The sequence below is a fragment of the Cupriavidus sp. FW216-B1 genome (genome assembly GCF_058789195.1).
Map to the genome: position 1 here is coordinate 384,494 of NZ_JBYTEL010000002.1, position 12,452 is coordinate 396,945.

The 12,452-nt window shown below is 69.9% G+C and carries 12 protein-coding genes; 6 read left to right on the forward strand and 6 right to left on the reverse strand.

What is annotated here, in order from left to right:
- Window positions 1-4: 4 nt before the first annotated feature.
- Complete coding sequence (locus AC3WXD_RS08735; RefSeq protein WP_020206054.1) at window positions 5-1,111, reverse strand: NAD(P)/FAD-dependent oxidoreductase; 1,107 nt, start codon at window positions 1,109-1,111, stop codon at window positions 5-7.
- 111 nt (window positions 1,112-1,222) lie between these two features.
- Window positions 1,223-1,546, reverse strand: a complete 324-nt coding sequence (gene fdxA / locus AC3WXD_RS08740; RefSeq protein ID WP_020206055.1) for a ferredoxin FdxA — start codon at window positions 1,544-1,546, stop codon at window positions 1,223-1,225.
- Between the two features lie 370 nt (window positions 1,547-1,916).
- Here fdxA and AC3WXD_RS08745 point away from each other — a divergent pair, with 370 nt between their 5' ends.
- The 6 genes from AC3WXD_RS08745 to AC3WXD_RS08770 all read left to right on the forward strand — a co-directional run bounded on the left by AC3WXD_RS08745 (window position 1,917) and on the right by AC3WXD_RS08770 (window position 8,640).
- Window positions 1,917-2,465 (forward strand): hypothetical protein, encoded by a 549-nt coding sequence (locus tag AC3WXD_RS08745; protein WP_492323530.1) that lies wholly within the window; start codon window positions 1,917-1,919, stop codon window positions 2,463-2,465.
- 77 nt (window positions 2,466-2,542) lie between these two features.
- Window positions 2,543-3,721 carry a nicotinate phosphoribosyltransferase gene (pncB, locus tag AC3WXD_RS08750; RefSeq protein WP_020206057.1) on the forward strand — a complete coding sequence of 393 codons (1,179 nt, stop codon included), beginning with the start codon at window positions 2,543-2,545 and terminating at the stop codon, window positions 3,719-3,721.
- A gap of 61 nt (window positions 3,722-3,782) precedes the next feature.
- Window positions 3,783-4,469 (forward strand): LutC/YkgG family protein, encoded by a 687-nt coding sequence (locus AC3WXD_RS08755; protein WP_492323531.1) that lies wholly within the window; start codon window positions 3,783-3,785, stop codon window positions 4,467-4,469.
- Between the two features lie 208 nt (window positions 4,470-4,677).
- Window positions 4,678-6,102: a sodium:proton antiporter gene (locus AC3WXD_RS08760; protein ID WP_492323532.1), complete on the forward strand. Its 1,425-nt coding sequence runs from the start codon at window positions 4,678-4,680 to the stop codon at window positions 6,100-6,102.
- Window positions 6,099-7,097: a 2-hydroxyacid dehydrogenase gene (locus AC3WXD_RS08765; protein ID WP_020206060.1), complete on the forward strand. Its 999-nt coding sequence runs from the start codon at window positions 6,099-6,101 to the stop codon at window positions 7,095-7,097. The genes AC3WXD_RS08760 and AC3WXD_RS08765 overlap by 4 nt, the downstream gene beginning before the upstream one ends.
- A 61-nt stretch (window positions 7,098-7,158) precedes the next feature.
- Window positions 7,159-8,640: a DNA recombination protein RmuC gene (locus AC3WXD_RS08770; protein WP_492323533.1), complete on the forward strand. Its 1,482-nt coding sequence runs from the start codon at window positions 7,159-7,161 to the stop codon at window positions 8,638-8,640.
- Between the two features lie 105 nt (window positions 8,641-8,745).
- Here AC3WXD_RS08770 and AC3WXD_RS08775 read toward each other — a convergent pair whose 3' ends face one another.
- The 4 genes from AC3WXD_RS08775 to moaA form a co-directional block, all read right to left on the reverse strand.
- A complete protein-coding gene (locus AC3WXD_RS08775) occupies window positions 8,746-9,012 on the reverse strand; it encodes a hypothetical protein (RefSeq protein WP_020206062.1) in 267 nt (88 codons plus the stop codon).
- 150 nt (window positions 9,013-9,162) lie between these two features.
- Entirely contained in the window at window positions 9,163-10,440 is a 1,278-nt protein-coding gene (gene moeA / locus AC3WXD_RS08780; RefSeq protein WP_059411369.1) for a molybdopterin molybdotransferase MoeA, read from the reverse strand.
- Between the two features lie 33 nt (window positions 10,441-10,473).
- Window positions 10,474-11,085: a molybdenum cofactor guanylyltransferase MobA gene (mobA, locus tag AC3WXD_RS08785; protein ID WP_454731890.1), complete on the reverse strand. Its 612-nt coding sequence runs from the start codon at window positions 11,083-11,085 to the stop codon at window positions 10,474-10,476.
- A 79-nt stretch (window positions 11,086-11,164) separates the two neighbouring features.
- Window positions 11,165-12,289 carry a GTP 3',8-cyclase MoaA gene (gene moaA / locus AC3WXD_RS08790; RefSeq protein ID WP_492323534.1) on the reverse strand — a complete coding sequence of 375 codons (1,125 nt, stop codon included), beginning with the start codon at window positions 12,287-12,289 and terminating at the stop codon, window positions 11,165-11,167.
- Window positions 12,290-12,452 lie beyond the last annotated feature (163 nt).

Sequence of the window (12,452 nt, forward strand, 5' to 3'; positions counted from 1 at the left end):
CCGTTCAGTCGAACACGGGCGAATCGACGCCCAGGATCTTGTGCAGCTTCGGCGAGGTGGTGGTGTACTGCATGTGGATTTTCTTCTCGGGGAAGATGTAGGGCGCGGCGCCGAAGGCGGCCAGCGCGGCTTCGTGGAAGCCCGAGAGGATCAGCTTCTTCTTGCCGGGGTAGGTGTTGATGTCGCCCACCGCGAAGATGCCCGGGATGTTGGTCTCGAACTTCTCGGTGTCCACCTTGATCTGCTTGCGCTCGAGCGCCAGGCCCCACTCGGCGATCGGGCCGAGCTTGGGCGACAGGCCGAAGAACACCAGCAGGTCGTCCAGCGGCAGGCGGCGCGTCACGCCGTCGGCGCCGGTCACCTTGATCTCGGTGAGCAGGCCGTCCTTTTCCTCGTAGCCGCTGATCTGGCCGACCACGAACTGCATTTCCAGCTGCTCGCACAGTTCCTTCATCTTGGCCACCGAGGCGGGCGCCGCGCGGAAGCCGTCGCGGCGGTGGATCATCACCACCGACTCGGCCTTGCCGATCAGGTCCAGCGTCCAGTCGAGCGCGGAGTCGCCGCCGCCGACGATGACCAGGTTGCGGCCGTGGAAGCGGCTCGGATCCTTGACGCGGTAGAACAGCTGCTTGCCCTCGAACCTGTCGATGCCCTCGACCTTGACCGTGCGCGGCTGGAACGAGCCCACGCCGGCGGCGATGAAGATGGTCTTGGTGATGAAGCGCGTGCCGAGCGAGGTCTCGACGAAGAAGCGGCCGTCGTCGCGGCGCTCCACCACCGAGACTTCCTGGCCCAGGTGGAAGGTCGGCTCGAACGGCTCGATCTGCTTGAGCAGGTTGTCGGTGAGCTCCTGGCCGGTGCAGATGGGCACCGCCGGGATGTCGTAGATCGGCTTGTCCGGATACAGCTCCACGCACTGGCCGCCCACCACCTTCAGCGAGTCGATCACGTGCGCCTTGATTTCGAGCAGGCCCAGTTCGAAGACCTGGAAGAGTCCGACCGGTCCGGCGCCGACGATCAGCGCGTCGATTTCCAGCGGCTGGCCGCCGGCGTTGCCGGTGGCCACGCTGAGGCTGGCGTCGGCGACGGGGTTAGGAATGCTCAAGTCCATATTCGTCCTGATACGTTGTGGGCACCGATGTGCCCGGCATGACGGGAAAACGCGTATGTGGGGACGGCTTCCTGGCCTGTTCTGCTCTCTTGATCCGGCGGATCCAGGCGTTCAGCGCTCGAGGTACTGCAGCTTGTCGCCGACGTCCTTCCACTGGTCGGCGTCGGGCAGCGGCGACTTGGTCTTGGTGATGGACGGCCAGTTGCGCGCGAGCTCGGCGTTGAGGTCGATGTACTGCTGCTGGTCGCCGGGCACGTCTTCTTCCGCGTAGATCGCGTTCACCGGGCATTCCGCCACGCACACCGCGCAATCGATACACTCGTCCGGGTCGATGGTGAGAAAGTTCGGACCTTCGCGGAAGCAATCGACCGGACACACGTCGACGCAGTCGGTGTATTTGCAGCGGATGCAGGATTCGGTGACAACGTGAGTCATTTCGGTTCCAGAAAAACGGGGTCGGCTTCGATGGGGGGATCAGGCTTGCTGTGCACTGCGAATCACGCCGCCGGGCGGGGCCGGATGGGATGCCCCGCGGGTTCACCATCCGTCCACCATGGGTTCACCGTGCGCGGCGCGAGCGCAGGCCGTGGCCTTTCAAAGACCGATATTGTAGCCGAGGCGCAAACCTAGGGTAATCCTCCTATATAGCCGGATCAGATAGTTTTCTTATTTCTTTATGTACGTTTGATCCAGCGCAGTACCGGCGCGCCCGCGCCGGCGCGCTTTGCTGGCTCCCGGCCCGGCGCCGTTGTATGCTCCCCAGGGCCTGCCCGCGCCGCCGGCGCGCCAAAACGAGGAGAACGCCATGCCAGTTCCCGTCCGCCAGCAGCCCGCCGGCAGCGCCCGGCGCACGCGCGCGGCGGCGCGGCTCGCCGGGCTGGCGCTGCTGCCGGTCCTGGCCGCGCCGGTGACGCACGCGCAGACGCTGGCGCAGGCCGGCGGCCCGTCCGAGAGCGTGGTGGCGCGGCTGATGGCGTGGCGCATGGAGACCGACCGGCCGGTGTCGCTGGCCGCGCTGACCCGCTTCGAATGGGACGACTTCGGCGTGGTGGTCGAGCCCGCCGGCGAGGCCGTGGCCAATTGCGGCCAGGCCGGCTTCATGCCGTGCGATGCGGGCCTGCAGCCGGCGCGCGGCGCGCCGGTCCAGGTGCTGGTGTTCCGCCGCGCGGCCACGCCGGTCTACCACGAGCGCATCACGGTGCGCTCGGCCGTGTTCGCCGAACCGCTGCCGAGCGCCGTGCCGCGCGCGCAGGCCACGCTGATCGGATGCCCCGGCTACAACGGCGAGACGCTGTGGTGCCTGCGCGGCAGCGCGCGCGGCCGCCAGCCGGACCGCTTCCTCGATGGCGGGTGAGCGCGCCCGCCGCCAGCCCTGCGTGCGCGCTTTCGGTTAGCATGTCGCACTGACTTGGCTTTGCCGTCCGGCCTGACATGATCATCTCATCCCTGCTCGACACCGACCTGTACAAATTCACCATGATGCAGGTGGTGCTGCACCATTTCCCGGCGGCGCAGGTCGAGTACCGCTTCAAGTGCCGCAACGCGGGTATGGACCTGACGCCCTACGTGGACGAGATCCGCGACGAGATCGCCCAGTTGTGCCAGGTGCGTTTCACCGAGGACGAGCTCGACTACCTGCGCGGCCTGCGCTTCATCAAGAGCGATTTCGTCGATTTCCTCGGGCTGTTCCACCTCAACCAGAAATACGTCACGGTGGCGCCCGCCGCGTCGGGCGCGGGCGAGATCGAGATCACCATCCGCGGCCCGTGGCTGCACACCATCCTGTTCGAGGTGCCGCTGCTGGCCATCGTCAACGAGGTGTACTTCCGCAACACGCAGCCGCAGCCGGACTGGCGCGAAGGCCGCCGCCGGCTCGAAGAGAAGCTGGCCCTGCTGAAGATGCCCGGCCACGCCGACTGCGTGATCGCCGACTACGGCTCGCGGCGCCGCTTCTCGCGCGACTGGCAGGAAGAGGTGCTGCAGACCATGCGCCGCGTGCTCGGGCCCCAGCTGGCCGGCACCAGCAACGTGCATTTCGCGCGCATGCACAACCTGATCCCGCTGGGCACGATGGCGCATGAATACCTGCAGGCCTGCCAGGCGCTCGGCCCGCGGCTGCGCGATTCGCAGGTGTTCGCGCTCGAGGTGTGGGCCAAGGAGTACCGCGGCGACCTCGGCATCGCCTTGTCCGATACCTACGGCTTCGACGCTTTCCTGCGCGACTTCGACCTCTATTTCTGCAAGCTGTTCGACGGCGTGCGCCACGATTCCGGCGACCCTTTCGCGTGGGGCGAGCGCATGCTGGCCCACTACGCGGCGGGCCGCGTCGACCCGCTGGGCAAGACGCTGATCTTCAGCGACAGCCTCGACATCCCGCGCGTGATCGAGCTGTACGAGCGCTTCGGCGGGCGCTGCCGGCTGGCCTTCGGCGTGGGCACCAACCTCACCAACGACCTCGGCTACACGCCGCTGCAGATCGTCATCAAGATGACCCGCTGCAACGGGCAGCCGGTGGCCAAGCTGTCGGACACGCCCGAGAAGACCATGTGCGACGATCCCGCCTACCTGACCTACCTGCGGCAGGTATTCGGCATCAAGGCGCCGGCCTGAACCCGGGAACCCGGGAACCCCGGCCTCCAGACATTCCGCATCCACCACCGGACAGCAACGCATGGACACCTCTTCCGCACGCGACCGCATCTTCGCCCGCATCCGCGCCGCCCAGGGCCGCGCCGCCGGAGTCAGCAACGGCGAGCGCGCGGCGGTGGCCGACTATCTCGCGCGCCATCCAGCCGGCCCGCGCCCGCCGGCGCCGGCGGACCGCATCGCCGCGTTCGAGGCGCAGGCGCTCAAGCTGGCCTCCACGGTGGCGCGCGTGGCGACGCTGGCTGACGTGCCGGCCGAGGCCGCGCGCTACCTCGACAGCCTGGGCCTGGCGCGCCGCGCCATCGCCTGGGACAGCTTCGGCGCGCTCGACTGGCAGGCGCACGGCCTGGCGGTGGAGTGCCGCCTGCCCGAGCGCGACGCGCAGGCCGACCACGACCACGGCGACCTGGTCGGCATCACCGGCTGCTTCTGCGCCATCGCCGAGACCGGCTCGCTGATGCTGCTGTCCGGGCCGCGGACCTTTGCCTCGGCCGCGCTGCTGCCGGAGACGCATATCGCGGTGGTGCCGGTCTCGCGCATCGTCGACGGCCTCGAGGACGCCTTCGCGCTGGCGCGCGGCGAGCGCGGCGAATTGCCGCGCGCCACCAACGTCATCAGCGGCCCGTCGCGCACCGGCGACATCGAGCAGACCATCGTGCTCGGCGCGCACGGGCCCTACCGCGTGCACGTGATCCTGGTCGAGCAGGACTGAGCGCCGCGCGCCCGGCGCCCGCGCGGGAAAGCCGCAGGAAAGTTCGGCGGAAAGCCGGCGGAAAGCCGCGGCGATTGCTTTACACTTGAGGCCTTCGCCGCGCGCCGGCGGCCCGCCGTGCCGGCGCCTTGCCAGCCGGCGCACTGTCTCCGCCCGCCGCCTTCGCCCGGCGCGGGTGCCGCAATCCAGAACCAGGAGATCCCGCCCGATGCGCCGTGCCCCCGCCTTGCTTTCACCACTGCTCGCGCTGACGCCCGGCCTGGCCGGCGCGGCGGAGCTCGATGGTGCGGCGCTGTCGCCGGCATGGGCCCTGCCGTTCGCCGGCACGCTGCTGTCGATCGCGCTGTTGCCGCTGCTCGCGCCGCGCTTCTGGCATCACCACTACGGCAAGGTCGTGGCGGCCTGGGCGCTGCTGTTCCTGGTGCCGTTCGCGCTGGCCTTCGGCGCGCATGCGGCGGCCGCCAGCGCCGTGCATGCGCTGCTTTCCGAATACGTGCCGTTCATCGCGCTGATCGCCTCGCTCTACATCGTGGCCGGCGGCATCTGCGTGCGCGGCAACCTGCACGGCACGCCGCGCCTGAACACCGGCCTGCTCGCGCTCGGCACGGCGCTGGCCAGCCTGATGGGCACCACCGGCGCGGCCATGCTGCTGATCCGCCCGCTGCTGCGCGCCAACGACAACCGGCGCCACGTCGCGCACGTGGTGGTGTTCTTCATCTTCCTGGTGGCCAACGCGGGCGGCGCGCTCACGCCGCTCGGCGACCCGCCGCTGTTCCTGGGTTTCCTCAAGGGCGTGGATTTCTTCTGGACGCTGCGCAACATCCTGCCCGAGACCCTGTTCATCTGCGGCGCGCTGCTGGTGATCTTCTACTTCGTCGACCGGCACTACTACCTCAACAGGGAAGAAGAATTGCCGGCCGCAGCCGATCCCACGCCGGACTCGGCGGGCATCCGCATCGAGGGCAAGCGCAATTTCGTGCTGCTGCTGGCGGTGGTCGGGCTGGTGCTGATGAGCGGGCTGTGGCAGCCCGGCATCGCGTTCGACGTGATGGGCGCGCCGGTCGGCCTGCAGATGGCCGTGCGCGACGTGCTGCTGGTGGCGGTGGCGCTGCTGTCGCTGTGGATCACGCCGGCCGCGGCGCGCGCCGGCAACGAGTTCACCTGGGAGCCGATCCTCGAGGTGGGCAAGCTGTTCGCCGGCATCTTCCTGACCATCATCCCGGTGATCGCCATGCTCAAGGCCGGCGCGGACGGCGCGTTCGCCGGCGTGATCGGCCTGGTCAGCGACGCCGGCGGCCAGCCCGTCGACGGCATGTATTTCTGGGCCACCGGCATCCTGTCGTCGTTCCTCGACAACGCGCCGACCTACCTGGTGTTCTTCAATACCGCCGGCGGCGATGCCGCCACGCTGATGACGCGGAACGCCTCCACGCTGGCGGCGATCTCGGCGGGCGCCGTGTTCATGGGCGCCAATACCTACATCGGCAACGCGCCCAACCTGATGGTCAAGGCCATCGCGGAAAGCCGCGGCGTGCGCATGCCCAGCTTCTTCGGCTACATGCTGTGGTCGGGGTGCGTGCTGGTGCCGTTGTTCCTGATGATGACCTTTATCTTTTTCCACGTCCAAGCATGAGCAAGCCATCCATTCTCGTGACCCGCGCCGTCTTTCCCGAAGTGATCGACCGGCTCGCGCAGTATTTCGACGTCGACAGCAACCAGCAGGACGAGGCGCTCGACGCCGCCGCGCTGAAGGCGCGCCTGGCCGGCAAGGCCGGCGTGCTGGCCAATGCCGCGGACCGCATCGACGGTGCGCTGGTGGCGGCGCTGCCGGCGCTGCGCGCGGTCTGCAACATGGCCGTGGGCTACAACAACCTCGACGTGGCGGCGCTGACCGCCGCCGGCATCGTGGCGACCAACACGCCCGACGTGCTGACGGAAACCACCGCCGATTTCGGCTGGGCCCTGCTGATGGCCACCGCGCGCCGCGTGACCGAGTCCGAGCACTGGCTGCGCGCCGGCAAGTGGGAGCGCTGGAGCTTCGACATGTTCCTCGGCATGGACCTGCATGGCAGCACGCTCGGCATCCTCGGCATGGGCCGCATCGGCCAGGCGCTGGCGCGGCGCGCGGCGGGCTTCGGCATGCCGGTGATCTACCACAACCGCAGCCGCCTGCCCGAGGACACCGAGCGCGCGCTCAACGCGCGCTACGTCAGCAAGGCCGGGCTGCTGGCGCAGTCCGACCACCTGATCCTGGTGCTGCCGTACAGCGCGCAGAGCCACCACAGCATCGGCGCGGCCGAGCTGGCGCAGATGAAGCCGTCGGCCACGCTGGTCAACCTCGCGCGCGGCGGCATCGTCGACGATGCCGCGCTGGCCGAGGCGCTGCGCGAGCGCCGCCTGTTCGCCGCCGGGCTCGACGTGTTCGAGGGCGAGCCGCAGGTGCATCCCGGCCTGCTGGCGGTGCCCAACGTGGTGCTGACCCCGCATATCGCCAGCGCCTCGGAGAAGACCCGCCGCGCGATGGCCGACCTTGCCGCCGACAACCTGATCGCCGCGCTCGACGCCGGGCCGCAGGCGGGGCACCCGTCCTCGGTGATCAATCCCGACGTGATGGCGCGCCGCCGCTGAAGCCTGTGCGCCGCCGTGGCGCGCCATGCCGCCACGGCGTTCCCGATCCTTCCCGACCCACATGAACCTGATTTCCCTCCTGACGCTGGCGCTCGCGGCGGCCGCGGTATTGCTGCTGCTGGTATTGGTGCTGCGCGGGCGCGGCGACGGCGCCAGCCCGGAACTGGTGCGGCTGCTCGCCGAGCTGCGCGCCGAAGGCGCGCGCGGCACCGAGCGGCTCGACCGGCTCGAGCGCGAGCTGCGCACCGAGATCGCCGAGAGCGCCCGCACCGGCCGCGGCGAAGCCGGCCAGCAGATGATGCGCTTCCAGCAGGCGCTGTCGTCGCAGCTCACCAGCATCGCCACGCTGCAGAACAACCAGATCGACATGTTCGCGCAGCAGCTCGCCAAGCTGACCGAATCCAACGCCGCGCAGCTCGACCAGGTTCGGCAGAACCTGCTGGCGCAGGGCCAGCAGGCGCGCGAGGAGCAGGGCGCGGCGCTGCGCCGCTTCGGCGACGTGCTGCAGCAGCAGCTGGGGCAGATGTCGGAGGGCAACGAGCGGCGCCTGGGCGAGGTGCGCGCCACGCTCGAGAAGAAGCTCAAGGAGATCGAGGCCAACAACGCCGGCAAGCTCGAGGAGATGCGCCGCACCGTGGACGAGAAGCTGCACGCCACGCTTGAGCAGCGCCTGGGCGAGTCGTTCAAGCTGGTGTCCGAGCGGCTCGAGCAGGTGCATCGCGGGCTGGGCGAGATGCAGGCGCTGGCGCAGGGCGTGGGCGACCTCAAGCGCGTGCTGACCAACGTGAAGTCGCGCGGCACCTGGGGCGAGGTGCAGCTGGAGATGCTGCTCGAGCAGGTGCTGACCAGCGAGCAGTACGCCAAGAACGTGGAGACCGTGCGCAATACCGGCGCGCGCGTGGAGTTCGCCATCCGCCTGCCGGGCAAGGACCCCGACGGCGGCGTGGTCTGGCTGCCGATCGACGCCAAGTTTCCCAAGGAGCAGTACGAGCGCCTGCTCGACGCGCAGGAGCGCGGCGACGCGGACGGCGTGGCCGCGGCCGGGCGCGAGCTGGAAGTGGCGATCCGGCGCGAGGCGCAGACCATCTCGGAGAAATACGTCTCGCCGCCGGCCACCACCGACTTCGCCATCCTGTTCCTGCCGACCGAGGGGCTGTATGCCGAAGTGCTGCGCCGCCCCGGCCTGGTCGACCTGCTGCAGCGCGACCACCGCATCACGGTGGCCGGGCCGACCACGCTGATGGCCCTGCTCAACAGCCTGCAGATGGGATTCCGCACGCTGGCGCTGGAGCGGCGTTCGAGCGAGGTGTGGAGCGTGCTCGGCGCGGTCAAGACTGAGTTCGGCAAGTTCGGCGTGGTGCTGTCCCGGACGCGCGACACGCTCGAGCGGGCCGCGCGCAACATCGAGCAGGCCGAAGTGCGCACGCGCCAGATGGAGCGCAAGCTGCGCACGGTGGAGGCGCTGCCCGGCGAGGCCGCGCAGGAACTGCTGGGCCTGGAAGCGGCGCCGGAGCCGGACGGCGAGGAAGGGGAGGCCGGCTGAGTGCCGGCGCCCGCGTGACGCCCGCGACAGCGGCAGGCAGCAAAAAGCGCATCGGAACGATGCGCTTTTTTCAGGCTTGCGGCCGGGCGGAGCGGGTCGACCGGATCAAGGCAGGTCGCGGACCGTGACCTCGATGCCGCCGAAGCGCGCCGCGACCCAGTTGTAGGCCTTGCAGGCCAGCCACAGCAGGCCGAAGCCGACCAGCGCGTTGAGGATCAGCGCCGTGAACACCGTGATGCCCGGCAGGTCGCCGTAGCGGATGAAGGCCACGAACAGGCCCAGCAAGACGATAGGTACCGAGAAGCACAGGTACACCAGCACCAGCGCGCGGGCGGTTTTGACCGGGTGGAGGTACGCGATCTCCTGATTCATGACAGCTTGGGGCATAAGCAGAGTAATGTTGCGCAAGTGTATCGAATGGGTGCTGCGGCGCATAGTCCGCCACCCGCGGGGTGCGGAAATCCCCCGGTCTGATGGCTAAACAATCGTAAAACTGCGGCACAAAAACGACACCGGGCCAGCCTACATCAGCCCGTCGAACAGCATCACCTCGACTTCGTCGCCCGCGCCCACCATGCCCTGGTCGTGGCCGAGCACGATGAAGCAGTTGGCCTCGCTCATCGAGCGCAGCACGCCGGAGCCCTGCTGGCCGGTGATGCCCACCTGCCAGCCGCCGTCCGCGGCCTGCGTCAGGATGCCGCGCTGGTACTCGGTGCGCCCGGGTTTCTTGCGGATGGGCTGCGTGCTGCGCACGCGCATCAGCGGCAGCGGCGGCACCTGGGCGCCCATCTGCCGGTGCAGCGCCGCGCGCACGAAATGATAGAAGGTCACCATCACCGCCACCGGGTTGCCGGGCAGCCCGAACAGCAGCGCCTCGCGGCCGTGGGAGGCGATGCGGCCGAACGCCATCGGCCGCCCCGGGCGCATGGCGATCTTCCAGAACGTGACGTCGCCCAGCCGCGCCATGATCTGCTTCGTATAGTCGGCGTCGCCCACCGACACGCCGCCCGAGGTGATGACGGCGTCGGCATTCTCGCAGGCGCTGCGCAGCGCGGCTTCGAGCGCGTCGGGGTCGTCGCGCACCACGCCCATGTCGAGCAGGTCCACGTCCAGGCGCCGCAGCATGCCGTGCAGGGTGTAGCGGTTGGAGTCGTAGACGCAGCCCGGCCCGAGCGGCTCGCCGATCGAGCGCAGCTCGTCGCCGGTGGAGAAGAAGGCCACGCGCAGGCGCCGGCGCACCTTGACCTCGGCCACGCCGAGCGAGGCCAGCAGGCCCAGGTCGGCCGGGCGCAGGATGCGTCCGGCGGCCAGCGCGGGCTGGCCCACGGCGAGATCCTCGCCGCGCAGGCGGCGGTTGTCGCCGGCGCCCACCGCGGCCGCGTCGAAGCGGATCAGGCCGTCCCGCGCCTGCACGAATTCCTGCGGGATCACGGTGTCGCAGCCGGGCGGCATGATGGCGCCGGTCATGATGCGCGCCGCCTTGCCCGGCGCGACCGGCGGGCAGCCCGCGCCGCCCGCGAAGGCGCTGCCGGCGACCGCCAGGGCGACCTCGCCGCCGGCCGCCAGCGCGCTGCCGGCGAAGGCGTAGCCGTCCATCGCCGCGTTGTCGTGGGCGGGCACGTCCAGCGTGGAGACCACGTCCGCGGCCAGCACGCGGCCGAGCGCCGCGCGCAGGGCGACCTGCTCGGTGCCGCGCACGGGCTCGATCACCTCGCCGATGATGCGGCTGGCCTGCGCCACCGGCAGGGCGTCGGGATCGTAGTCGGACAGGCAAGAAATGACGGTTTGCAGAGATGGCATGGCTCGGTCCCGGAGAGGCAGCAACCCGGATCGTCAGCGCGCTTCCAGCGCGCGCAGCTCGTCCAGGGTATTGATATTGGCGAAGGCGCCGGCGTCTTCGAACAGCACTTCGGCAAGGCGGTGCGAGGCGGCCCAGGTCTCGATCCTGCGGCCGCCCCCGGCGAGGTATGCCGCCAGGCTGTCGCGCGCCGTCGCCGGCATCAGGCAGAACACCTGCTGGGTTTGCCGGCGGCCCGCCGCGTCGACGGTGACGGGAATGGCCATGTCGGCGCCCTGCGCTTCGATCGCCGCGGCCAGGCGCGCGGCCAGGTCGGCCGGCAGGCACGGCGAATCGCAGGGCGAGGTCAGCAGCCAGCCCGTGCGGCATTGTCGCAGGCCGGCGAGCATTCCGGCTAGCGGTCCGGCGAATTCCGGTGCCGAATCCGGCGCGGCGTCCGTCACCACCGGCACTCCGAAGGACGCATAGGCCGCCAGGTTGCGGTTGGCGCTGATCAGCACGCCGCCGACCTGGGGCGCCAGGCGCGCCAGCGTATGCGCGGTCATGGGCGTGCCGCGGAACGGCTGCAGGCCCTTGTCGGTCCCGCCCATGCGGCTGCCCCTGCCGCCGGCGAGGATCAGGCCGGTGATGTCGTCGCGTGGAATCATTGAATGGAAGCCGGTTGGTGGCGTGCGGCGCGGTCGCATCCCGCGGTTGCGTCCCGCGTTGCGCCTCGCAGTTGCGTCCTCATCCGCCGATATAGGACATCTCGATCTTGCTGTCGGCGCGCGCGTGCCGCACGGCGGGGTCGCCGCGCTGCTCGGAGTAATGGTCGGTGCGGGCCTGCCAGACCCGCGCGATGGCGTTGGCGATCTCCAGGTCGCTGTGCGGGCCGCGCAGCAGCGCGCGCAGGTCGTGGCCCTCGGTGGCGAACAGGCACAGGTAGAGCTTGCCTTCGGTCGACAGCCGGATGCGGCTGCAGTCGCCGCAGAACGCGCGCGTCACGCTGGAGATCACGCCGATCTCGCCGGCGCCGTCGCGGTAGCGCCAGCGCTCGGCGGTCTCGCCGCTGTAGTTGGCGGCCACGGCGTCGAGCGGGAAGGCTTCGTGGATGCGGCGCACCACCTCGGCCGAGGGCAGCACCTCGTCCATGCGCCAGTGGTTGCTGGCGCCCACGTCCATGAACTCGATGAAGCGCACGATGATGCCGCTGCCGCGGAAATGCGCCGCCATCGGCACGATCTCGGCATCGTTGGTGCCGCGCTTGACCACCATGTTGACCTTGATCGGCGCCAGGCCGGCGGCCTGGGCGGTCTCGATGCCGTCGAGCACGTCGGCCACGGCGAAGTCGACGTCGTTCATGCGGCGGAAGGTGGCGTCGTCGATGGCGTCCAGGCTCACGCTCACGCGGGTCAGGCCGGCGTCGCGCAGGGCGCGGGCCTTGCGCGCGAGCAGGGAGGCGTTGGTGGTGAGGGTGAGGTCGAGCGGCTTGCCGGCGGGGGTCTCGATGCGGGCGAGCATCTCGACGAGTTTCTCGATGTTCTTGCGCAGCAGCGGCTCGCCGCCGGTGAGGCGGATCTTCTCGATGCCGTGCGCGACGAAGAGGCGGGCGGCGCGCTCGATTTCCTCGAAGCTGAGCAGCGCGGAGTGGGGCAGGAAGGTGTAGTCCTTGTCGAAGACTTCCTTGGGCATGCAGTAGACGCAGCGGAAGTTGCAGCGGTCGGTGACGGAGATGCGCAGGTCGTGCAGCGGCCTGCCGCGGGTGTCGGCAACCAGTCCCGAGGGCGCGGCGAGCACGTCCGGGATGACGGGCATCATCGAGCGGTAGCGATGGTCGCGCAGGTCGAAGATGGGGATGACGGTTTCGGTCATGGCCTGGGGTGGGGGCGAAGGCGGACAGGCGGGGCTGGTTGCGGGTGCTGTCCTCGGGCGCCGTATTGGGGCGCTATATCGTGGGGCGCCATCGGGGGCGCCATCATGCTGTCATTCTAGCCGAGCCTGCGCCCGCGCCGTTGCCGCCGGGCCGGACGGGCGC

What these genes read in the sequence shown, in the direction of transcription:
- AC3WXD_RS08735 (WP_020206054.1), bottom strand. Translation starts at nt 1,111, where the DNA reads ATGGACTTGAGCATTCCTAACCCCGTCGCCGACGCCAGCCTCAGCGTG.
- fdxA (WP_020206055.1), bottom strand. Translation starts at nt 1,546, where the DNA reads ATGACTCACGTTGTCACCGAATCCTGCATCCGCTGCAAATACACCGAC.
- AC3WXD_RS08745 (WP_492323530.1), top strand. Translation starts at nt 1,917, where the DNA reads ATGCCAGTTCCCGTCCGCCAGCAGCCCGCCGGCAGCGCCCGGCGCACG.
- pncB (WP_020206057.1), top strand. Translation starts at nt 2,543, where the DNA reads ATGATCATCTCATCCCTGCTCGACACCGACCTGTACAAATTCACCATG.
- AC3WXD_RS08755 (WP_492323531.1), top strand. Translation starts at nt 3,783, where the DNA reads ATGGACACCTCTTCCGCACGCGACCGCATCTTCGCCCGCATCCGCGCC.
- AC3WXD_RS08760 (WP_492323532.1), top strand. Translation starts at nt 4,678, where the DNA reads ATGCGCCGTGCCCCCGCCTTGCTTTCACCACTGCTCGCGCTGACGCCC.
- AC3WXD_RS08765 (WP_020206060.1), top strand. Translation starts at nt 6,099, where the DNA reads ATGAGCAAGCCATCCATTCTCGTGACCCGCGCCGTCTTTCCCGAAGTG.
- AC3WXD_RS08770 (WP_492323533.1), top strand. Translation starts at nt 7,159, where the DNA reads ATGAACCTGATTTCCCTCCTGACGCTGGCGCTCGCGGCGGCCGCGGTA.
- AC3WXD_RS08775 (WP_020206062.1), bottom strand. Translation starts at nt 9,012, where the DNA reads ATGAATCAGGAGATCGCGTACCTCCACCCGGTCAAAACCGCCCGCGCG.
- moeA (WP_059411369.1), bottom strand. Translation starts at nt 10,440, where the DNA reads ATGCCATCTCTGCAAACCGTCATTTCTTGCCTGTCCGACTACGATCCC.
- mobA (WP_454731890.1), bottom strand. Translation starts at nt 11,085, where the DNA reads ATGATTCCACGCGACGACATCACCGGCCTGATCCTCGCCGGCGGCAGG.
- moaA (WP_492323534.1), bottom strand. Translation starts at nt 12,289, where the DNA reads ATGACCGAAACCGTCATCCCCATCTTCGACCTGCGCGACCATCGCTAC.